Annotated in this window: 19 protein-coding genes; 14 read left to right on the forward strand and 5 right to left on the reverse strand. The window is 39.5% G+C overall.

What is annotated here, in order from left to right:
* The first annotated feature begins 533 nt into the window (after nt 1-533).
* Entirely contained in the window at nt 534-2,057 is a 1,524-nt protein-coding gene (locus tag ACTFWY_RS05355; protein ID WP_228073963.1) for a helix-turn-helix domain-containing protein, read from the forward strand.
* A gap of 449 nt (nt 2,058-2,506) precedes the next feature.
* Nucleotides 2,507-4,027, forward strand: a complete 1,521-nt coding sequence (locus tag ACTFWY_RS05360; RefSeq protein ID WP_060814452.1) for a flavocytochrome c — start codon at nt 2,507-2,509, stop codon at nt 4,025-4,027.
* A gap of 91 nt (nt 4,028-4,118) precedes the next feature.
* Here ACTFWY_RS05360 and ACTFWY_RS05365 read toward each other — a convergent pair whose 3' ends face one another.
* Both ACTFWY_RS05365 and ACTFWY_RS05370 read right to left on the reverse strand, forming a co-directional pair.
* Nucleotides 4,119-4,694, reverse strand: coding sequence for a CDP-alcohol phosphatidyltransferase family protein (locus ACTFWY_RS05365; protein WP_103300253.1), 576 nt, complete (start codon nt 4,692-4,694; stop codon nt 4,119-4,121).
* A gap of 238 nt (nt 4,695-4,932) precedes the next feature.
* On the reverse strand, nt 4,933-5,373 hold the full coding sequence (locus ACTFWY_RS05370; protein ID WP_138371132.1) for a DUF1761 domain-containing protein: 441 nt from the start codon (nt 5,371-5,373) through the stop codon (nt 4,933-4,935).
* Between the two features lie 267 nt (nt 5,374-5,640).
* Here ACTFWY_RS05370 and ACTFWY_RS05375 point away from each other — a divergent pair, with 267 nt between their 5' ends.
* Complete coding sequence (locus ACTFWY_RS05375; RefSeq protein ID WP_369914311.1) at nt 5,641-5,952, forward strand: YxeA family protein; 312 nt, start codon at nt 5,641-5,643, stop codon at nt 5,950-5,952.
* A 296-nt stretch (nt 5,953-6,248) separates the two neighbouring features.
* Here ACTFWY_RS05375 and ACTFWY_RS05380 read toward each other — a convergent pair whose 3' ends face one another.
* Entirely contained in the window at nt 6,249-6,569 is a 321-nt protein-coding gene (locus ACTFWY_RS05380; protein WP_003125664.1) for a hypothetical protein, read from the reverse strand.
* Nucleotides 6,570-6,759: 190 nt separating this feature from the next.
* Here ACTFWY_RS05380 and ACTFWY_RS05385 point away from each other — a divergent pair, with 190 nt between their 5' ends.
* Both ACTFWY_RS05385 and ACTFWY_RS05390 read left to right on the forward strand, forming a co-directional pair.
* Entirely contained in the window at nt 6,760-7,218 is a 459-nt protein-coding gene (locus ACTFWY_RS05385; RefSeq protein WP_003125665.1) for a DUF5626 family protein, read from the forward strand.
* A 21-nt stretch (nt 7,219-7,239) separates the two neighbouring features.
* The gene (locus ACTFWY_RS05390) at nt 7,240-7,758 is read left to right on the forward strand and encodes a helix-turn-helix domain-containing protein (protein WP_003125666.1); all 519 of its coding nucleotides are present in this window, start codon (nt 7,240-7,242) and stop codon (nt 7,756-7,758) included.
* An 818-nt stretch (nt 7,759-8,576) separates the two neighbouring features.
* Here ACTFWY_RS05390 and ACTFWY_RS05395 read toward each other — a convergent pair.
* Nucleotides 8,577-9,245, reverse strand: a complete 669-nt coding sequence (locus ACTFWY_RS05395; protein WP_103300255.1) for a DUF421 domain-containing protein — start codon at nt 9,243-9,245, stop codon at nt 8,577-8,579.
* Between the two features lie 237 nt (nt 9,246-9,482).
* Here ACTFWY_RS05395 and ACTFWY_RS05400 point away from each other — a divergent pair, with 237 nt between their 5' ends.
* Genes ACTFWY_RS05400 through ACTFWY_RS05410 form a run of 3 tightly spaced genes read left to right on the forward strand, consistent with a single transcriptional unit; the run spans nt 9,483 to nt 12,530 of the window.
* Nucleotides 9,483-10,796 (forward strand): ABC transporter substrate-binding protein, encoded by a 1,314-nt coding sequence (locus tag ACTFWY_RS05400; RefSeq protein ID WP_005470601.1) that lies wholly within the window; start codon nt 9,483-9,485, stop codon nt 10,794-10,796.
* 29 nt (nt 10,797-10,825) lie between these two features.
* Nucleotides 10,826-11,698, forward strand: coding sequence for a carbohydrate ABC transporter permease (locus ACTFWY_RS05405; protein ID WP_171917259.1), 873 nt, complete (start codon nt 10,826-10,828; stop codon nt 11,696-11,698).
* A 16-nt stretch (nt 11,699-11,714) separates the two neighbouring features.
* Nucleotides 11,715-12,530: a carbohydrate ABC transporter permease gene (locus ACTFWY_RS05410; protein ID WP_195957423.1), complete on the forward strand. Its 816-nt coding sequence runs from the start codon at nt 11,715-11,717 to the stop codon at nt 12,528-12,530.
* Between the two features lie 120 nt (nt 12,531-12,650).
* Here ACTFWY_RS05410 and ACTFWY_RS05415 read toward each other — a convergent pair whose 3' ends face one another.
* Nucleotides 12,651-12,788, reverse strand: a complete 138-nt coding sequence (locus tag ACTFWY_RS05415; protein ID WP_021150289.1) for a hypothetical protein — start codon at nt 12,786-12,788, stop codon at nt 12,651-12,653.
* A gap of 426 nt (nt 12,789-13,214) precedes the next feature.
* Here ACTFWY_RS05415 and ACTFWY_RS05420 point away from each other — a divergent pair, with 426 nt between their 5' ends.
* From ACTFWY_RS05420 to ACTFWY_RS05445, 6 genes are all read left to right on the forward strand, one after another.
* Nucleotides 13,215-14,834: a C40 family peptidase gene (locus ACTFWY_RS05420; protein WP_171917258.1), complete on the forward strand. Its 1,620-nt coding sequence runs from the start codon at nt 13,215-13,217 to the stop codon at nt 14,832-14,834.
* A gap of 131 nt (nt 14,835-14,965) precedes the next feature.
* Entirely contained in the window at nt 14,966-15,724 is a 759-nt protein-coding gene (locus tag ACTFWY_RS05425) for a DeoR/GlpR family DNA-binding transcription regulator (RefSeq protein WP_223132481.1), read from the forward strand.
* Between the two features lie 19 nt (nt 15,725-15,743).
* Entirely contained in the window at nt 15,744-17,138 is a 1,395-nt protein-coding gene (locus ACTFWY_RS05430) for a M24 family metallopeptidase (RefSeq protein WP_081132118.1), read from the forward strand.
* Nucleotides 17,139-17,212: 74 nt separating this feature from the next.
* A complete protein-coding gene (locus tag ACTFWY_RS05435) occupies nt 17,213-18,049 on the forward strand; it encodes a Cof-type HAD-IIB family hydrolase (RefSeq protein ID WP_081132117.1) in 837 nt (278 codons plus the stop codon).
* 149 nt (nt 18,050-18,198) lie between these two features.
* Nucleotides 18,199-19,149, forward strand: a complete 951-nt coding sequence (locus ACTFWY_RS05440; protein ID WP_003125678.1) for a hypothetical protein — start codon at nt 18,199-18,201, stop codon at nt 19,147-19,149.
* Between the two features lie 238 nt (nt 19,150-19,387).
* Nucleotides 19,388-21,049: a peptide ABC transporter substrate-binding protein gene (locus ACTFWY_RS05445; RefSeq protein WP_138371129.1), complete on the forward strand. Its 1,662-nt coding sequence runs from the start codon at nt 19,388-19,390 to the stop codon at nt 21,047-21,049.
* The last annotated feature ends 102 nt before the right edge of the window (nt 21,050-21,151 follow it).

The raw sequence follows: 21,151 nt of genomic DNA on the forward strand, positions 1-21,151 counted from the left end.
AATAGGGGGTTTTGTTTTTCCTGAAAAAGTATAAAAGCATCACATGGATAATTATCGTCAGTAAATGGCTAACCGAAAGCAGCGATAAAAAGGTCTTTATTAACAATAATTTTCCTGCATTTATAGGAGTTCCTGCCAAAACATTTCTAGTGACAATGTAAAAAAAAGTGAGTTCATTTTCCCGAATTGGGTTTCTCAAGATACAGATTAACTTTATAATTTTTAGTTAGTGGAGTTAAATTCTCATTAAAAATTGATGGCTGAAAGGAAGCACTTAAGTAGTAGGGAGGATCAATTACAGAATTAAGGTCAGAGAAGGCAGTCAGATGCCTTTTTTTATAACAGTAAAAAGTTGAGCGTTCTTCCTTTGTTGAGGCGCACTACATAGAACAGATGAAGAATGAGCGACTTATTCGACAAATGTTTAAAATTAGCTTAAAAATTAATATATATATTTAATCGTTTTATCAGTTTATATGAGTATGAAAGAAAGCAACTTATGAACGAACTTCTATTTAATGCAGGAGGAAGACATGATTATTCAGGATCTTTTTGAAAAGCGAACCCAATTAATGGTCAATTGCTTGCGTTATATTTATCAGTCAAATAGTTTTGTAACAATCGTTAATTTATCAGAAAGACTGAATGTGAATCGAAAAACAACGGATAGTATTCTTAATGAATTGCAAAAAATCAATCCGCAAGCAATCAAAATCAAAAAAGCATTAGGGTGCTCTTTTAGTGGCAATAAAAACATTTATTTTGATATACAACATGAAATTTATAATCAGTCAGTCATATATCAAGTGATCGAGAACTGTCTATTGTCAAAAAGAATTAAGATTGAAGAGTTTTGTGAATTGAATTACATAAGCCTTTCAAACCTAAGAAAAAAATTTCATTGCATCAACCGTAGTCTGCAACGCTTTGAATTAAAGATAGGGACAAAAAATAGACGGATCGTGATTGAAGGGTCCGAAAGCCAAATTCGTTACTTTGGTCATTCCTTTTTTTGGACGATTTGTAAAGGCGGTCAGTGGCCCTACCCCGAATTGAATTATGCTCATATCAGAGAATTATTCGTTCAGCGAATCTTACCTAATTTTGATTTTCAACTGAAGCAATCGATCGTGGATAAATGGTGCTACTTGATTGCGATCAACATCCTCAGAGATAAAAAAGGCAACCGCTTGAAAATGGAGGAAATGCCTCAATGGTCGATCAATATGACTCAAGATCTATTTGAAAAAGAGTTTCAAAATATCAAAGATTCTTTCTTTCAGTATAGCTTTTTTAGAGATGAAAGCATTTATTTTCTATTTTTGATGATGCAAACTTCCACGCAATTTTACGCTAAAAAGGCGACCTATAAGCAAATCATCGATTTTTGGGAAAGAGAAAAAGCAGAGGTGTATTTAGAAGCAGTCAGTCTCTCAGAAAAATTGACATTGCCGTTAAATGGCGGAAATGAGAAAAATGTCTTCGGCATTTTATTGGCGGCGCATTCTTTTTATGACGCTTTTGAAGGATTCCTGGAAGTAGGTTCCGATTCAGATATCATCCGCTATTACAGACACTACTACCCAGTGCTTGTGAATAAAATACGTACCATTTGTTTTGGCAGCACAACAGGGCAACTTACAGAAAAACAGGAGTTTCTGCTCTTACGATATGTTCTTGCCTACACGTCTCTGATCACACCTACTTTATTTGAGAAAAAGATTGTTGTTTCGGTAGAAACAGATTTTCCTTTCTCATTTGAACAGTTCTTCATTATGCAGCTGAAAAAGATCTTCTCCGCTCTTTATAATATTGATTTTATTGCTGCGGAATCACTAGTTGAAGAGCCAGACATCATTATCTCAAACACCTACCAGAATCGTTCGGCAATCTACATGAGTGGAGCGATCGACAGTTTAGAGATTGAACGTCTGACAAAGAAAATCGAATCCATCAGAAGAGAACACATCTTGCAGGAGAATGTGATTGTTTTTTCGCAACAAGTAGTCAGTGCCGTTTTCGAAAATCATGAAAGCGCTAAGGATATTTCTGTGTAATAAAGATGTAGAAAATTATCGTTCCAAAAAAGCAACTAGCAGTTGGCAAGTAAAGAATAGAAGCAATCAAATAAATTTTGACCAGAAGCAATCAAAGAAAAATTCCTAAGGTTTTGCCTGCGGTGTGTATATATTTCTATGTATGCACCGCTGATCAATGGGGACATATACACAGTAAATGAAATTTCGATTAGAACAACTAATGAAAAATTACACAAAATATAAGCGTGATTTTATTATTTTCTATTTTTATTATGTTTATATAAATATGTTGGGTTTGTTTTTTAGATGATAACGCTGATTTTAAAGCAATTGAAATTGTTAATAGTCAAAATATTTTTTTATTCTTGTTTGTTAATAAAGTAACAATCAATAGTGCTAGAGCGCTGCTTTTTCAGTGGAAGAATCAAAGAACAATCAAACAAAAGAAAGAAAGTTGGGGGAAAAAAGTGAAAACAAGTGGATTAAAGAAATTGGTCATTGGCGCTGCAAGTTTATTATTGCTCAGTGCTTGTGGTAGTAACGGGGCGACAAAAGATAGTGAAACAGCAAAAAGTTCAGCATCATCAAGCGAAACAGAAGTGGCTTCAGGTGCATCTGAACAAGAATATACCGATCCTTCTGAACTAAAAGATCAATATGACATTGTCATTGTTGGTGCTGGTGGTGCCGGAATGGCAGCTGCTTTATCTGCCAAAGAAGCTGGGATGAATCCAGTCATCTTGGAAAAAATGCCGATCGCAGGCGGAAACACATTGAAATCTTCTGGTGGGATGAATGCTTCTGAAACAAAATTCCAAAAAGAACAAGGAATCGAAGACAGCAACCAACAGTTCTTTGATGACACACTAAAAGGTGGTAAAGGTACGAATGACCAAGAACTTTTACACTACTTAGTCGATAACTCAGCTTCAGCCATTGACTGGTTAGACGGTATGGGAATCACATTAGACAACATCAGCTACAGTGGTGGTGCAAGTGTCAAACGTATCCACCGTCCACATGACGGCTCTGCTGTCGGAACCTACTTGGTAGATGGACTATTGAGAAATATCCATGAAAAGGAAATTCCTTTGTTTGTGAATGCTGATGTGAAGAAAATCAACGAAAAAGACGGAAAAGTCACTGGCGTTTCTGTAAAAATCGGTGATGAAGAAAAAACGATCAATGGGAATGCAGTTGTCGTTACCACTGGTGGCTTTGGCTCAAACAAAGAAATGATTGAAAAATATCGTCCGGATTTAAAAGGCTATGTCAGCACAACATCTGAAGGCAGTACAGGTGACGGCATCAAGATGATTGAATCTCTTGGCGGTGCAACAGTCGATATGGATCAAATTCAAGTTCACCCAACAGTTGTTCAAGATACAGGGATGTTAGTCAGTGAAACAGTCCGTGGAGAAGGTGCGATTTTAGTCAACCAACAAGGTGAACGTTTCTACAACGAATTAGAAACCCGCGACAATGTTTCTGCGGCGATTACCGCTCTTCCAGAAAGCTATGCTTACTTGATCTTTGACGATGCATTAGCAGGTCGAGCAAAACAAGTTGATTTCTACAAAGAACAAGGTGTAGTCGTTGAAGCAGATACGATCGAAGCCTTAGCGAAGAAAATCGACATGGACGCTGATACATTGGCAAAAACACTAGATACATGGAATCAATCTGTTAAAGATAAAAAAGACGAAGCATTTGGTCGAGAAACAGCAATGGATTATGACTTAACAACTGGTCCTTACTATGCAATCAAAATCGCACCAGGAATCCACCACACAATGGGTGGTGTAAAAATCAATACCAATACACAAGTCTTGAAAAAAGACGGTTCTGTTATTGATGGTTTATACGCTGCTGGAGAAGTAACTGGTGGTATTCACGGACAAAACCGTATCGGCGGAAATGCAGTTGCTGATATCATGGTCTTTGGTCGTCAAGCAGGGGTCCAAGCTTCAGACTACGCTAAAAAATAAATAAACATCACTATTCATAATAGATAGTACGCAAAAAACGTCCAGCTGTAATAAGAGCTGGACGTTTTTTTGATACTCCTGTTGCTAAAATTTAGCTGGATTGATGAGAAACAGTGAAAAAGCCTTTTGGATTCGGTTCGTAATAAGTGCTGCGCCAGACAATCAGTGTTTCCTCTATAGATGAAAACAAAGCGAGCAGGAATGTCACGACCCAAATATATCCTGATACGTCACCAAAAGTAAATGCCACGAAACACAGGAGAAACAAGGCAAGACCTGTTATCTTGTTGCTCAATGTGTGCAGCATCCCCCACTGAGCAAACTTAACTTTAGTCAAAATCAAATTAAGAAATCGAATGCTAGCGACTAAGACAATGCCATAAATGATCCAATCTGGATAGATCTTAGTTTTAATGTAAAGAAATAGGACAATGGACCAAAAAACAAAATCACCTAAACTATCTAGTTTTGAGCCCAAGGTCGTTTGCAATCGATAGGTTCGTGCAATAAATCCGTCTAAAACATCCGTCAATCCGCAAATGATGTAGCAGACTGAAAACAAAGGCTGCTGATTGATCAATAGAAGACCAGCTAACGCGATCCGTGCAATGGACAAGAGATTGGGCAGGTAGTTGATGGTGATCCCTTCTTTCTTTTTTTGGCCCAAGAATAATCAAAAAACGACAAGCTTGCTAGAGGGGGAAAAGCAATCCCGAGAGCTCAACTAAATCAGCGAAAGAGATTAAGAGAAGATCGTGGGTGAATAAAGTACTACTAGGATTGTCGTAAGACAATCTAGCCCACTCATACCTTACGACAGGTTTTCACTGATTGGTTTACATTACCTGTTTTTTTCTGCCCCCGATAGCTTGAGAAACACTTGCTTATGATTGCGTATCAGCTTGTTAACCTACCACTGGAAACAAGCCAATGATGATTCCCATAATGACTAACTCGATTGCACCATTCAATAAATGCAGACCAATCAGTTTTTTGCTTTGTCCAGCATAGGCTGCATTTACGAAAGTTGCCACAGCAAATACGCCCAGCCATAGCAAAAAGGCCACTTGCAAGCTCGTCATCATCCAACCGTCATGGTCAAACTTATTGAACCAATAGGTGACTTGTCCTAGTGTAAATGCCAATAATAGTCCGCCAACAGCTGTCCCGCCAAAAGTAAAAACGACATTGCCGGCAGACATATGATGACTTTCTTTATTTAGCATGCCAGATTCTTTTGCCCAAAAGCGCCCCCAAGCATGGATTGGATTATAAAGTAAGCTCCCGCTGATCATAAAAGCAAGTGTTGCCAAAAGAATAGCAATAAGATTGAAATGTGTAAGCATATAGGTACTCCTTTTTTTAATTATTGTAATCTTTTTTGCCTTTGTTGCCTAGCTGGATAAGCAGTATTAAGCAAATATCAATAAGTTGTAGAAGTTTTCTTACGGCAACCTTTCAATTTTGTTATTTTGGATTGGGACCTAAGGCCGATTTCCCCTGTTTTTATTTTGCTAAGATAGAAAGAGAGACGAAAGGAGAATATGATGAAAAAAATCGTACGAGCAATCTTATCCATTGGTTTGTTTTTCTTACTTCTGTGCGGGGGAATCATGTTGTACACTAACCGAGCATCGGGAGAAGTGGCAGGAATTTTAGATCAATTGAATCCACTTGTTCCAAAAAGCGAAATGTATGTAAAAACGCAAGCGCCTGAATCGGTCAACGGCTATGGCACTGCTCATTACAAACAAGTAGCTGCCACGGCAGATGGCCAGACTCGAATGATAGAATTTGAAGGCTTACAAGTGTTGAAGACAGAGCGCTTTTTGAAATTGACGAATAAAGGGGCACATGTTGAGACGTATGAAGAAATTGCCAAAGAAGACGTGCCGTCAGCAGCACTGAAAGAGATCGATGGATAGCACGAGAATGACGAATAACAGAAATAAGTTTAGCAGCAAGGCAAAAAATTTTTTGCGAAGGTCTGCTGGAAAATGAGGATGAGTTAAGATACCAGCCCAACATTTATCTGTGAAAAGGATACTTGTTGGGCCGTTTTATTCGTAAAACAGCGTGTCAAAGACCGAGTTATGCACATATTAACAGTTTTATTCACAATATATAGGGGGAACTTGTTTTCGCCTACGACATCTTGAGGTTGTATTGTCTTTGTGGATTGAGAAAGGGTTTATCCTCTTAACGAAAACATTCCTTTTATTTATAATAGTCCGCTTTGCACATGCTTATGCAGCCATTGTGAGAGTTGCTCGAACAAAAATCGGGAAACGAGATAAGTCAGCAGCACTGCAAGAAAGTAGCCAAGTAAATCAACTTGCAAGTGAGCGATCTTTTCAAAGGAAAAGAGTGCCCAATGACTTTCAAGAGGTTCATTGATACTCCTATACCAGATGAATCTTAACGGGAAGCCAAAAGCATATTCGTACAAGGGACCAAATTGTTGGCTAGATACTGGACCGAAAAAAACACTAAAAAGCGGCAGACTAAAACTGAATAATAGGATTTTATTTTGCCTTTTCATTCTGACACCTCCCCACAGATCGTACTTTTCCATTATTACAGTAATTGTTATAGAAAAGAAGCAACCTTTTGTTTACAATGAAAGGGAAATGAAGGATGTAAACCAATGGTTTCCCCCTGTAAACCTCTAGTTTCTCCTTATATTTCAAGAAAAGCGATAAAGTGAAGACAAATAAGAGAGGAGTGTTTTTATGAAGAAATTAGTTATTTTAGTAGCCTGTTTTTTAGGTTTTTTGGGGGTGTCTGTCACAGCTGCAGCGGATGAAAAGAATACAGATGAGCTTGTTTATGAAATGACCGCTGGCGTCGGTTCTCAAGAGATATCTTATATTGATGAAGCGGGTGATGAAGTCGTACTATCTGTTGAATATATTCAACCCTTTGCACGAATTGCTCAAGGAACTTATAAAGTGTCTAAGACAGTCAAAGGAAGTTGGACTGCTTCTTATAATGTAAAAATCAACTCAAAAGAACAGATCACAGCGGCGACAAATTTGAGCATCAAAGCATTGAAAGGAAGTATTCTTTCGAGTTCATTAACCCATACGACTACTAAGGCTACTTGCAGCTTTAAACAAAAAGCTGGAACGATTACAACAAATGCAAGCGTGACCGCAACCATTTCTAATGGTAAACTAGTTGTAAAGTAATAGGTGTAGGAGATGAAATTAGTGGCCTTAGCGGAACAACTAAAATTATATCGTGAGAAAAGCGGATTGTCGCAAGCTTCCGTAGCAGAAGAATTAAAGATTTCTCGTCAGTCGATCTCTAAGTGGGAGAATGGGCGTGGCTATCCAGATATTGATAATTTAGTTTTACTAAGCAAACTTTATCAAGTATCGATTGATGAATTGCTGCAGGAAAATGAACAATTGAAAGAACAAATTCAAAAGAATAATGTGGAAATTGAAGATAAAAAGAAGAAGTTGAGTTTTATCACCCAACAAATGTCTTCTGATAAAGATGAAGGATTGATTTTGCTGCTTTTAGCCGGCGTATCCTCATTCATCTTTCCTTTAGGCATCCTCCTAAGCGGTTTTGCCATTTGGCGCAACAAGAAGACAAATTCTTTTTATCGACTTGTTTATATTGTCTGTGCAATCGCTTTGCTGTTAAATCTTTATGATGGGTATGTCCATGTTGCAAATGTCATGAACTGGGGGACAACGACTATCGAACAAGTGGACTAGTTGCCTGCAATTATAGCAATAGCTAAGGCCCTAGTGAAAAAATTGAGTTCTGCTTTGTATGAGAAGATTCAAGCGAAAAAAGATATCCCGCCTGAGAGTAGCTAGCCAATACTCGCGATAAAATCGTGAAGACGGGCTAACTATTTCTCAGTGTTGGGATATCTTTTATTTGAGTGAGTATTCGTTCACTTATTTAATCTTAGTAAAAATAAAAAACATCTGATTGATCGTTGAATCATCGCTCTTTTGTTACAAGATTCGACTGGAGTACAACGGGACATCGTCACCGATGGGATATCCGTTTGTCGAAGATCTTATGGCATAGACTCTATTTCTTTTTGCTTTGAAAAAGCAAATAAAGGATGATAGCAATCGTTGAAAGAGCTAGTCCTAAAAGATTGTACATCAAATCAGACGTGGGTTCATAATGATGATGATCAAAAACATTTAGTAAAAAAAACAAAAATGGTATCAAAAGAAAGAGTAGTACAACGACATTCTTTCGCCATGTAATAAATATCGATCCGATAATAAGAAACAATAAAACAGGAATCCAAAAAATCAATCCACCAATTACCTCTATATCCCTTCACCTCCATCTAATTCAGTAGAATACTTCTTTCATCTGAAAAAATTCCAAGAAAACAAAGAAATCTCTATGAAGAGGCAGTGAGGAAAAAATAACGTTTTTAAAGTAAGCCTTTTTTGCTCATGCTGATTGCTAAGTGATTACTCGTCGAAAATAGTTGTTGATGGATGGTATCTTCCTGATGGCATCTTCCTAAAGAGGAAAAGTATCTTAAAATCGAATGATTGTTTTAGCCATCGATTCGGTAGCGAGCCTGGATCGTCTCTGCCTTGGTGATGATATAAAACCCATTGTCTTGGGACCACTCTACATAAATAAGATTTTTGAAAGAAGAATAGCCTTGTTTCTGTAATTCTTCTCGTAGCCAAGTTTCGCTCAAATGATGGGATTGCAGTACAGGATATTGAATATTTCCTTGGTCAACCAGCATGATTGCCAATGTTTGCTCATCCTCTGAATGTGTTAAAACACTGATTTGCCCCGCGTTTTCCAGTACAACATACTTGGCATTTGCAAGGGAGAAACATTGTTGTTGTCGTAACATGGTTCGCAACTGCTCCATTTCGATATGATTGCGGGTAATCTCTTGTATATTGAGCTGACCATTGTGAATCAAGACTGCCGGTTCGCCTTTCAACCAGCGATTGATTGTCTCATTTTTTTGAACAAATTCTTCAATAAAGTAAATCAACAGTGCCCACAAAGCGATAGCGAAAAGGACATGGAAAACCGAAACGTTGTCATCGTAGATCGACTCTTCTAAAATTCCGCCTAAAACGAGAGTATAAATCAAGTCGAAAGGTGTGATTTCCGACAGTGTCTTTTTCCCTAACAGTCTTGCCACCAACAATAAGCCAAATAACCCAAAGAATAATTTTAGAATAATCGTAAAAACCATCTGCTCACCTCCTGTATGTTAGCACTACTATATCATTTTCTCATTTTAATCTCATTGTTCTGCACTTCTTTCATATTTTGTTTCCATTCATCATGGCTCAAATTTATTCATTTTTATCAACAGAAATTCAATTATTTGGTTTTTTTTCATCTGATATCTATAATAAAAGCAAGGTGCAATCGCTTTCTATTGCACCTTTGCTGGGATTTTAGGAAAAGCAAATAGGAGGAGAGAAAAATGAAAAAAAGGTTGATTTTTCTATATAGTATATTGAGCTTTGCGTTGCTTGTTGGTTGTTCCAGTAATAATGAGAGTAGTGAATCAGGAGATTTTGCTAGTTCAGATGAGCAGACATTGACTGTCTGGGCTTGGGATACGAATTTCAATATTCCAATTATGGAAAAAGCAGGGGAGTACTACCGTAAGGATGGGCATGATGAGATTAAAGTGAATGTCATCGAAATGTCGAATGAGGACACAAAGCAAAAAATGGTTTCTGGATTCACGTCGGGGGTATCAGAAGGATTGCCTGATATCGTTTTGATGGATGATTATGATGTACAAAGTTATCTTACGAATTATGAAGGGAAATTTGCGGAGTTATCTGATACCATCGACTTTGCTGATTTTGCCGAATACAAAGTAGAGAATGCTACCTATAAGGAGGGAATCTATGCAGTCCCATTTGATTCTGGTTCTGCCGGATTATATTATCGCACCGATTATTTAAGTGAGGCAGGCTACAGTGAAGAAGATATGAAAGATTTGACTTGGTCCCAATTTGTCACTATCGGTGAAGATGTGAAAGAAAAGACCGGTAAATGGTTTGTCGCATTCATTCCCAACCGTGGGACCCATTATCTGCAGATGGCGATGCAGTCTGCCGGACTGTGGTATTTCGATGAAGAGGGCAAAATTTTCTTGAAAGACAATCCAGCGATCCGCGAAATGATGCCGATCCTAAAAGAGATTGACCAGAAAGAGTTAGCAAAACCGGTAGATTATTTTGCTCCTGAGGGAATCGGAGCAGTTACGAGTGGTGAAGTCGCGGCGGTTAATTCTGCCATTTGGTTTTCAGCAACGATTCGTTCCGCGGAGGATCAAAAAGGCAAGTGGGCTTATACACATCTGCCACAATTAGAGACAGTTGATGGGGCGACCCCCTATTCAAACCTAGGCGGATCAAGCTGGTTAGTTTTGAACGATTCGCCAAATAAAGAACTGGCAATGGATTTCTTGAAGACAGAATTTGCAGGTAATGATGAATTTTATCAAGAGATATTGGTCGAGAATGGGGCAGTGGGAACGTATTTGCCATCTCAAAAAGGGGATGCGTATCAATACAAAGACCCATTTTTCAATGATGCGCCAATCTATAAAGATTTTTCGAGTTGGATGGCTGAAATCCCTGGTGTCGACTATGGCAACAATACGCAAGCAGCGGTTGATGCTCTTCGAGGAGTTATGCAGAGTTATTTTGATGATGCATTGAGTTTGGACGAAATGCTAGAAGAAGCCGAAAATAATTATACAATGCAAGTCGGCGAGTAGCCGATTTGCATTAGCAGGGAGTGGATAAGATGGATCCTTCGAGAAAAAGGCGAGAAGTATGGAAATTTATTAGTTTTGCAATGATCTTAAGCAGTATTTTCATGATCTATCCAATTCTTTATTCAATTTATTTATCTCTTCATACGATGCAAGGATTGCAATCCGTTTTTGTTGGTTTAGACAATTACGTTCGGATGTTTCAAGATACCATTTTCCACAAAGCATTATTCAACAATTTTGTTTTCTTGATTTTTCAAGTGCCAATCATGGTGTTTTTAGGACTTTTACTAGCTTTTGTGTTGAATACACCAAAACTAGTTGGACGAACTTTTTTTAAGCTTGCCTTATTTCTGCCAAGTGTCACCTCTCTGGTTTCTTATGCGGTTTTATTTAAGATGATGTTCCAGATCGGTGGGATCATTAATCGGGGCTTGCTGGCAATTGGAATTATCCAACAACCGTTAGACTGGTTAAATAGCCCTTTTTGGGCGAAAGTGACGGTGATCATTGCCTTATGCTGGCGCTGGACAGGGTATAACATGATTTTTTATTTAGCAGGATTACAAAATATTTCAGATGATACGTTGGAGGCTGCGGATATAGATGGCGCAAACAGCTTTCAGAAGTTCTTTAGGATCATTATTCCTCAATTGAAGCCAGTGATTGTTTTTACCACAATCACATCGACGATCGGAACGATTCAGCTCTTTGATGAAGTGGTGAATTTAACAGGCGGTGGCCCTTCAAATGCGACATTGACTGCAGCACAACTGATCTACAATCATTCATTTGTCTATACCTCAAATTTTGGTTATTCAGCAACATTGTCGTGGGCGTTGGTAGTGATCATTGCGGTCTTATCCTATGCGCAGTTCAAATTAGCAAAAGACGACCGACAATAAGCAGAAAGGAGCAGCGATGAAGCGAAATGTGAATACACTGATAAAATATCTTTTTTTGATCGTAGCGGCATTCGTCTCTATCTTTCCTTTCTATTGGATGATCGCGGGAGCGACGAATACATCGAATCAGATTGCTGCTGGAAAACTCACACTAGGAAATCAGCTGATCACAAACCTTCAGCAACTATTTTCTAACTATAATGTTTCCTTGATCATGTGGAATTCGATCAAGATTTCTGTAATTACTGTTCTATTTAGTTTACTGATCACATCATTGGCGGCATTTGGTTTTGAGAAATTTCAAACCCGCAGCAGTGAAATGATTTACTCGCTTTTTTTACTGTGCATGATGATTCCACTGGCTGCATTAGTCATCCCATTGTTTAAGATGATGTCAGGCCTGCATCTTGTAAATCAGCATATCGCCGTTATTTTGCCGCTAGTCAATAATCTCTTCCTGATTTTTTTCTTTCGTCAAAATTTCAAGTCCTTTCCCGACGGCATTTTAGATGCCAGCAGGATCGAAGGAGCAAGTGAGTATACGATTTTCTTTCGGATCGTTTTTCCAATGATGCGCTCAACTTATGCAGCAGCGGCTATCTATGCTTTTATGAACTCATGGAATAGCTATTTGCTCCCGCTGATCTTTTTGCAGACAGAAGATCGTCAAACGATGACGTTGCTGATATCGAACTTATCATCGGCTTCTTATGTTGCGAACTATGGCGTGCAGATGACAGCAATTGTCATTGCAACGATCCCTACATTAGTCCTTTTTCTCTTTATGCAACGAGGGTTTGTCAAAGGAATGACGGGATCTTTAAAGCTTTAACGACACAAAAAATACCTGATTATTTAGCCGAACCGAGAGTCTACTCGGATCGGTTGAATAGTCAGGCATGTTTTTCAAGCTACAAAGCAGCCTAAAGTAAATGTCGCAGGCAGATAAGGGTCATCGTTTGTCTTTAGCGGCGGATTTTTTGTCTTTTTTTGGTACAGAAGCAAGGGCTTTTTTGAAAATTTCCTCTTTTTCTTGCTTATAACTATGCTGACGCTCGGCATAAACTTTTTCTTTCGATTTCGTTTTCATTTTAAGTCACCTCTTCCTTTTTTTTTACTATAGCATAATTTCACAAAGAATTAAAACGGTTTCTCTTTTGTTTTTAAAGCTTTAACGCTTTTTAAAATAGTGTTTGTGAAGAAAAAGGGGCTAGATTGCAAATAAATGTCGAGTAGATGGCAGGCTTATTGAAGAAAATTGGCCTACCTTGTTTATTTGATAGGAGCTACTCTAGTTTCCAAAAAAACAGTCGGGTTCATTCGTTTTGATAGCGTTCTATATTTTTTTCATTTAAAATAGAATTGTATTTGTATCGTTTGTATAGGTAAAACGTGGTTTTAGAAAGAAAATTTTTCGGTGCCAAGGAATAAACCTACATTAAATAAATGTTACAGACAGAAAAAAGATGTTAAAAATCAATCGATTTTGATAGAATGAAAAGGAGGGGGTGTTTCATTGGAATCTCGAAAAGCAATCCGTAAGCGTTTAGTGAAACAAAAACGATCACTTTTTATTCAAAAAAGTATAGGGGTTACAACGGTGTTAGCTTCTACATCAGGTGTATTCACAACTTTGGTCAACGCACCAGAGGCCAACGCTACAGGAGTAAATGAAACAGAAGTAGCAAAGTCAACTAAATCAACTGCAACGACAACTCTTGCTCGATCGTCAGAAACAACGATCAATCGACAATTTAAAACGACCGCTTCACTGAATGTGCGTTCAGACGCTTCAACCAGTGCGAGAATTATCAACGGTGTGGGGAACAATACCACGATCAAAGCTGTTGCTCAAAAATCAGGAACTTCCGTCAATGGGAACACGACGTGGTACAAGTTGTCATCTGGGGGTTGGATTTCTGGCGCTTATGTAACAACCGCCAGCAACAGCAACTCTTCCAACAACAGTACTAGCGGAGAAACAGCTGTCAATAAGACCGTCAAAACAACAGCAGCACTGAATGTACGGTCTAGTGCATCAACCAGTGCGAGTGTCGTTCGGGGATTGAGCAGCAATGCCACGGTCACTGTGGTTGCTCAAAAATCAGGAACTTCTGTGAATGGTACAACAACATGGTACAAATTGTCTAATGGTGGCTGGATTACCGCAGCTTATGTTCAGGCTGTGTCTAGCGGTTCAACGACAAGCAATCCTGGAAACACATCAACCACAGAACAAGCAATCAGCAAAAATGTCAAGACCACCGCTTCATTGAATGTACGTTCCAGTGCATCAACAAGTGGTAGTGTTGTGGGAAGTCTGAGCAATAGCACGACCGTTAAAGTTGTCGCTCAAAAATCAGGTTCATCCGTCAACGGCAATAAGACATGGTACAAATTATCTACAGGTGGTTGGATCACGGCAGCTTATGTCAAAGATGCGAGCAATACGAGCAATCCATCGACCGGTGGATCAAGCAGCAATAATTCTAATTCATCAAATAATTCTGCCGAACAAGCAATCAGTAAAAATCTACAGACTACGACTGGGATGAATGTTCGTTCGAACGCTTCAACTACTGCCAGTATTGTCAGCAGTTTGAGCAGCAACGCTGTAGTGAAAGCAGTGGCGCAGAAAAAAGGGACTTCTGTCAATGGTAATACGACGTGGTATAAGTTATCTAGCGGTGGCTGGATCACGGCAGCTTACGTAAAAGAAGTCAGTGGAAATACCACAACAAATCCTGGCAATTCTGGCAACAATACTATCGGTACGAATATTAACGGTGCTGCTATTGTAGCTGAAGCCCGTAAATATATCGGGACACCCTACCAATGGGGAGGGAAAGGGCCAGATGTCTTTGACTGTTCCGGTTTCACTCGTTATGTCTTTTTACAAGTAACAGGGAAAAATATTGGCGATTGGACCGTTCCGCAAGAAAGTGCCGGTACGATCATCCCTGTATCTCAAGCCCAAGCAGGAGATCTTCTATTCTGGGGTGAAAAAGGCAATACGTATCATGTTGCAATTGCAACAGGTAACGGCAGCTTCATTCATGCACCAAGCACTGGGTACACGGTTACCGAAGCAAGTTCAGGTTTTTCAACAGCCAGCTTTGCGCTTCGTGTAAAATAAGAAGAACAATGACGACAAAACTACCTGCAACATGTTTGTTGGAGGTAGTTTTTTTAAGATCGTTTGCATCTTTTTGCATTGTTTAGCAATTTTTTGCATTGTATTTTTTAGTGGAAAGGAATGACAGAGAGATGTTTGTGGAACAGCGCCTAGCTAAAATCCAAGAAGTGCTAGCAGTTGAGCAAAGTGCTTCGATTGAACGATTGTCCAAGTTGTTATCCGTATCAAAAGATACGATTCGTCGTGATCTGATTCAATTAGAAAAACGGCACGTACTTAAACGAACCCACGGAGGGGCGGTTTCGACGAACCCTGCAGCCGTGATTTATGATTATCAAACTCGCGCCGGGCAATTTTATGACATAAAAGCAAAAATTGCTAAAGCAGCTATTCATTGGATCAAACAGCCAGCTGCGATTATTTTTGATGCATCGACAACTGTAGAAGCGGTGATCAATGAACTGTCAGATTATCCTCTTCAAGCGATTACTAATTCATTGACTCATGCCCAACGATTGGCAGCGCTAAAACAGAGTACGATTACGGTTTTGCCTGGAAGATTAGACAAAGAACAATTATTTTTATATGGTGCGGATACTGTTGCCAAACTTGCCCAATTTCAGGCAGATTACACACTGTTAGGAGTATTTGCCCTTTCTACAGAAGGCGTATTTATCCATACGGAAGAAGAAGGCATGGTCAAGCGTCAGATGGTGAAACAAGGAGAGTATGTCATTGCAGTAGCTGACCATACAAAGTTAGCAACGACTGGTTTTTTTAAAGTCTGTGATCTGCCGGAGATCGATCTTTTAATCACCGATCAACAACCAGACATCGAGTTACAAGCAGCACTTGCCGCAGCGAATGTGACCATTTATGTAACAGAGTAAATCAGAAGGAGTCTTAATCATGAAAAAAGCGATTGAATTAGCCATTTTACCAGAACCACCTATTTTTGAAGAGGTCGCTCCAGTTTTTTTAAGTGATGCGACCATGAGTCAGCGCAAACAAAGTGTCTTAGAGCGAATGGCTGCTGAAGAGTTTGACACGTTGGTGATCTATGCAGACAAAGAACATGGCAGCAACTTTGAATATCTGACAGGATTCCTACCAAGATTCGAGGAAGGACTATTGGTTCTAGATAAAACTGGCGCCGCAACACTCATTTTGGGAAATGAAAATTTAAAGCTGCAGGCTCATTCCCGCATAGCGGCAGAGCTAGTCCATTACCCGCAGTTTTCGCTGCCGAATCAGCCTATGACAGGAGAAAAATCACTATCCTCTGTTTTTTCTTCTTTAAGGTTTAAAGAGAAGAAAAAAATTGGCATCATTGGGTGGAAGATGTTCACGACGCATCACGAAGATCCAGCCACACTCTTTGATGTTCCTTATTTTATCGTAGATGCAGTCAAACGGGCAGTCACAAGGACATGTCATGTGGTAAATGCTGCTTATTTGCTGATTGGTGAAAAAGGAAGCCGTAGTCACAACAATGCCAATGAGATCGCTCATTATGAATATGGGGCTAACCTTTCTTCTCGTTGTATTTTGAGTGCGATGAATGCGATTGAAGTTGGCAAAAAAGAAGCCGAAATTGGGGCATATTTGTTGGCAGAGGGACAAATGCCTTCTGTGGTGCCAATCGCTGCTAGCGGTAAACGATTTGAATTTGCCAATCTTTATCCAACGCACAAACGAATTGCTTTGGGTGATCCTTTCTCAATGACGATTGGTTATAAAGGGGGACTCTCCAGCCGCACGGGATTTGTCGTCTCAGAAGCAAGTCAATTGCCGGCTGAACAACAAGATTACCTTGAACGTGTCGTGAAACCGTATTACCAGGCGATCACCACTTGGTTGGAAGCAATTCGAATCAACCAAACGGGTGGCGAGATGTATCGATTGATTGAAGAAGTTCTGCCAAAAAAGAGTTATCACTGGCATTTGAATCCTGGACATCTGGTTTCGGATGATGAGTGGATGTCTTCACCAATCTACGCGGACTCTCTTACACCTTTAGAAAGCGGCATGATGTTCCAAGTAGATATCATTCCATCTGTTCCTGAGTATACTGGTGTCAGTGCGGAAGAATGTATTGCATTAGCTGATCAAGAACTGCGACAAGAATTAAAAGCCGATTATCCAGAATTGTGGGAACGTATCACGAAACGCAAAGAATATCTCGAAAACTGCTTGAACATCCAACTATCTCCCGATGTTCTACTTTTATCAAACACAGTCGCTTATTTGCGTCCATTTTATTTAGCGAAGAATCAAGCATTACGAATCAAAAAATCACGCTAATTGGATTCATCCTTAGGCGAATTTGAGGATGAAGATAGTCGAATGAAAGTCATAGCTAAAGTTAGGAGGCACAAATGAATACGAGAGAAATCAAATTAATCGTAAGCGACATTGATGGAACGATTTTAGATGATACCCATCAGATTGACCCAAACTTACAACAGGTGCTGCAACGATTAAAAGAAAGTAAAATTCCTTTTGTCTTAGCATCTGCACGATCACCAAAAGGGATGCAGCACTTAGCTGAAGCGTTAGGAATCAGCGAGTATCCTTTGGCTTGTTACAATGGCGCGTTAGTTCTGGCAAACGGAAATCTTTCTGCTCCGCCTATCTCAAGTCATGAAGTTGCAATCAAAGAAGTTGTGCGAATCATCAGCGAGACAAGAACACACTTCTCACAAGTTTCTATCAATCTTTATTCAGATACAGTTTGGTATGTGGATCGTCTTGATGAATGGGTAAAAAAAGAAGCCGCAATCACGCAGGAGGTACCGCAGGAGGCAGATTTATTGGCCTTAGTACAGTCCTTGCAAATACCCGTTCATAAATTACTTTTGATCGGTACGTCTGCTGAGATCCAAAAAGTAAAAGGATACTGGGAAAAGCAATCTTTGAAGACGAGCGCTCTTTACCTTTCAAAAGATAATTACTTAGAAGTCACGCATCGAGAAGTTTCAAAAGAAAAAGCATTGATGGAACTGGCTTCTTATTACAACGTGCCTCTAGCGCAAACGTTGGCAATAGGAGATAACTTCAATGATTTACCTATGATACTAAAAGCTGGAGTAGGGGTCGCAATGGCCAATGCACCACGAAGAGTCAGGGAACAGGCGGATGCCGTTACACTTTCAAATAAAGACAGTGGAGTTGCAGCTGCTCTTCAGAAATTTGTCTTATCGATCACTTCCTGAAGGCCAGCAGATGGTAATATCGGGAATCGCTTAAAGAAAACAAATCGTGTTACAAAATACACAAACGTATCTTTTGACACAATTTTAGCCTCTATTTTACACTCAAAGTTATAACGTTTGTTATAATCTATCGTTTATAAGGAGGACAAATGAATAAGAAGCTCGTAAAAACATTATCTAGTTTTGCGGAGACGTTGGGGTTGTCGGTAGATCCAAAAATGGGTGTGATTTACGGTACGTATCGTTCGTATAAAGTTATATTGACACAATTGAATAATAATAGTTATTCTTTCGCAGCAACTTTTTCGATCAGCAAAAACCAAGAACTACCTAGCTCAGAGCAAGTGAGACAAGTAGTGACTGATTCCAAAGACATATTGGACTGCTCTGTACAAGGTTACCAAGTCACTTATACATTCCGAGGGGCAATGACTGTTGCCAAAACCAAAGAAAAATTGGTTGCTGGTCTAGATACAGTCACTGATTTTCTTAAAGAAAATCACTATCAAACTGTCTGTCAGTTTTGCGGAACATCGGAAGCGCCAATAGATACCTACAGCATAGGTGGGCTGCCAGTGATCGCTTGCAGTGCTTGTTTCAAAAAGCAAAATGAAGCGATGCTTGCTAGCCTGCATGAGCAGAATCAGAAGAAAGAAAATTGGCTGGCTGGGATAGTTGGTGCATTTATAGGTTCACTGATTGGGGTCGGTGTCATTATTTTACTTGGCCAATTAGGTTATGTAGCGGCATTATCAGGTATTGCAATGGCTGTCTGTGCTTTAAAAGGGTATGAACTTCTTGGCGGAAAGCTGAGCAACAAAGGCATCATCGGTAGTGTTTTGATTATGGTCATCATGGTTTATCTAGGCAATCGGATTGATTGGTCTATCAGTGTAGCCAATTATTATACCGATGTTGATTATTTCTATGCATTTCGGATATTGCCTGACTTGCTAAGAGAAGGTTATTTGGAAGCTAGTCAATACTATGGGAACCTAGCTCTTGTCTATCTGTTTACTGCAATTGGTGCGATCCCTACGATTCTTAGTGTGATAAGAGATCGTAAGAATAGTAGAGAAAGCTACAAAATGGAAGCTTGATAATTGTTTGACTGTGATACGTAAGGAGCTGATAGGATGCTCTTGCGTATCACAGTTTTTTCTTGTTTGAAAGAGAACATAAAGGTTGTAGATTAATTATTTATGAAAAAAAGAAATTTTTTTTAATCTTTTTTGAAAAAAACGAGGGAAAAACTCTTGCAATTATCATAATTATTGATTAAAATCAAATTCAACTTCAGAAAATTCTGAAAATTATGAACTTAAGGGGAAGAGGAAAATGAAAAAGTGGGCCTTTGGATTGGTAGCAGTGTGTGGTGTCTTATTAGCCGGATGTACGACAGGAGGCACGAGTAACACAGGAGAAAGTACTTCCTCGAATGGAACAGCAGCAGCGGAACAGATCTTCAATGTTGTCGTCCAGCAAGAAATGCCTAGTGCAGATCTTTCTCTTGCAACTGATACGATCAGCTTCAGTGCATTGAATAATGTCTATGAAGGATTGTATCGTTTGGATGCTGACAGTAAGCCGCAACCTGCTGGAGCTGCTGAACTCGCAGAAGTGAGTGAAGATGGATTGATCTACCGATTGAAATTGCGAGAAGATGCTAAGTGGTCGAATGGTGATCCTGTAACAGCTGCGGATTATGTTTACGGCTGGCAACGGACAGTAAAAGCCGAAACAGGCTCAGAATACGCTTATTTGTTTGCCCCAGTCAAGAATGCTGAATCGATCACTGCAGGAAAAACAGATCCTAGCGAGTTAGGGATCAAAGCAGTCAGTGAGTACGAATTAGAGATTACTTTAGAAAAAGCAACCCCCTATTTTGATTATTTACTCGCTTTCCCATCTTTCTTCCCGCAAAATCAAGGAATTGTTGAAGAAAAAGGCGATCAATATGCAACGACCAGTGATAATTCTGTGTACAATGGCCCATTTGTTTTGACAGGATTTGATGGACCGGGTACAGATACGGAATGGTCCTACGAAAAGAATGATCAGTACTGGGACCAAGAAAATGTTAAATTACAAACCATCAATGTCAGTGTTGTCAAAGAATCTGCGACTTCGTTGAATCTATTCCAAGATGGTCAAGCAGACGATGTGATCTTAACAGGAGAATTGGCGCAGCAAATGGCAAATGAGGAAGCTTTTGTTTCAGAGCCTTTGGCCCGGACCTCTTATATCGAATTGAATCAGCGAGAAGAAAATTCTCCATTCCGTAATGAAGATTTGCGAAAAGCAATTTCTTATGCAATCGATCGTGGTGCACTTGTATCCTCCATTCTGGGGGACGGATCTCTAGCTTCGACAGGATTGATTCCAGAAGGTATGACTTTCAGCCCGACGGATAACAAAGATTTTGTTGAAGATGCTGGCAGTGTGATCGAATACAATGAAGACAAAGCGAAAGAACACTGGGAAAAAGCCAAAGCAGCTTTAGGAATCGATTCATTAGATTTTGAAATCTTGGCTTCTGATACCGACTCGACTAAAAAAGCGATCGAGTATGTCCAAAGTGCAATCGAAAGTACATTGGATGGTGTGAAAGTCAGCTTGAGTCCGGTACCTTTTTCTGTTCGGCTAGATCGTTCCAACAACGGCGACTTTGATGTTGTAATGGGCGGATGGGGGGCCGACTATGCAGATGCCAGCAGCTTTACAGATCTGTTTGTTACTGGAAATTCCTATAACCGTGGTCGTTGGAGTAATCCAGATTATGATGCAGCAGTGAATGCCGCTGCTTCAACCCATGCGGGAGATCCTGAAGCTCGTTGGCAAGATCTACTAGAAGCAGAAAAAATCATTATGGCAGAACAAGGTGTCATTCCTGTTTACCAAAACGTGGAAGCCCATTTGCGGGCGCCAAAAGTCAAAGGAGTCGTTTCTCATGGTGCAGGTGCGCAATATGATTACAAATGGGCTTCTATTGAAGAGTGAGTAGCATTGAATTAAGCAGTTAATCGGCAAGAAGTAAAAAATCCTCTTATCGTCAAACATTCTTGGCAAGTGTGCGTCAGAGTGAAAAACGATGGGAGGAAT

Origin of the sequence: Enterococcus sp. 125944 (assembly GCF_051909435.1) — a bacterium.
In the GTDB taxonomy this organism is placed as follows: Bacteria; Bacillota; Bacilli; order Lactobacillales; family Enterococcaceae; genus Enterococcus_D; species Enterococcus_D gallinarum.

Bases quoted from the DNA above. Each gene is read 5' to 3' on its own strand.
- ACTFWY_RS05375 (WP_369914311.1), top strand. From the start codon at position 5,641: ATGTTGTACACTAACCGAGCATCGGGAGAAGTGGCAGGAATTTTAGAT.
- ACTFWY_RS05355 (WP_228073963.1), top strand. From the start codon at position 534: ATGATTATTCAGGATCTTTTTGAAAAGCGAACCCAATTAATGGTCAAT.
- ACTFWY_RS05435 (WP_081132117.1), top strand. From the start codon at position 17,213: ATGAATACGAGAGAAATCAAATTAATCGTAAGCGACATTGATGGAACG.
- ACTFWY_RS05395 (WP_103300255.1), bottom strand. From the start codon at position 9,245: ATGGTTTTTACGATTATTCTAAAATTATTCTTTGGGTTATTTGGCTTA.
- ACTFWY_RS05445 (WP_138371129.1), top strand. From the start codon at position 19,388: ATGAAAAAGTGGGCCTTTGGATTGGTAGCAGTGTGTGGTGTCTTATTA.
- ACTFWY_RS05385 (WP_003125665.1), top strand. From the start codon at position 6,760: ATGAAGAAATTAGTTATTTTAGTAGCCTGTTTTTTAGGTTTTTTGGGG.
- ACTFWY_RS05410 (WP_195957423.1), top strand. From the start codon at position 11,715: ATGAAGCGAAATGTGAATACACTGATAAAATATCTTTTTTTGATCGTA.
- ACTFWY_RS05370 (WP_138371132.1), bottom strand. From the start codon at position 5,373: ATGCTTACACATTTCAATCTTATTGCTATTCTTTTGGCAACACTTGCT.
- ACTFWY_RS05415 (WP_021150289.1), bottom strand. From the start codon at position 12,788: ATGAAAACGAAATCGAAAGAAAAAGTTTATGCCGAGCGTCAGCATAGT.
- ACTFWY_RS05405 (WP_171917259.1), top strand. From the start codon at position 10,826: ATGGATCCTTCGAGAAAAAGGCGAGAAGTATGGAAATTTATTAGTTTT.
- ACTFWY_RS05430 (WP_081132118.1), top strand. From the start codon at position 15,744: ATGAAAAAAGCGATTGAATTAGCCATTTTACCAGAACCACCTATTTTT.
- ACTFWY_RS05440 (WP_003125678.1), top strand. From the start codon at position 18,199: ATGAATAAGAAGCTCGTAAAAACATTATCTAGTTTTGCGGAGACGTTG.
- ACTFWY_RS05400 (WP_005470601.1), top strand. From the start codon at position 9,483: ATGAAAAAAAGGTTGATTTTTCTATATAGTATATTGAGCTTTGCGTTG.
- ACTFWY_RS05425 (WP_223132481.1), top strand. From the start codon at position 14,966: ATGTTTGTGGAACAGCGCCTAGCTAAAATCCAAGAAGTGCTAGCAGTT.
- ACTFWY_RS05380 (WP_003125664.1), bottom strand. From the start codon at position 6,569: ATGAAAAGGCAAAATAAAATCCTATTATTCAGTTTTAGTCTGCCGCTT.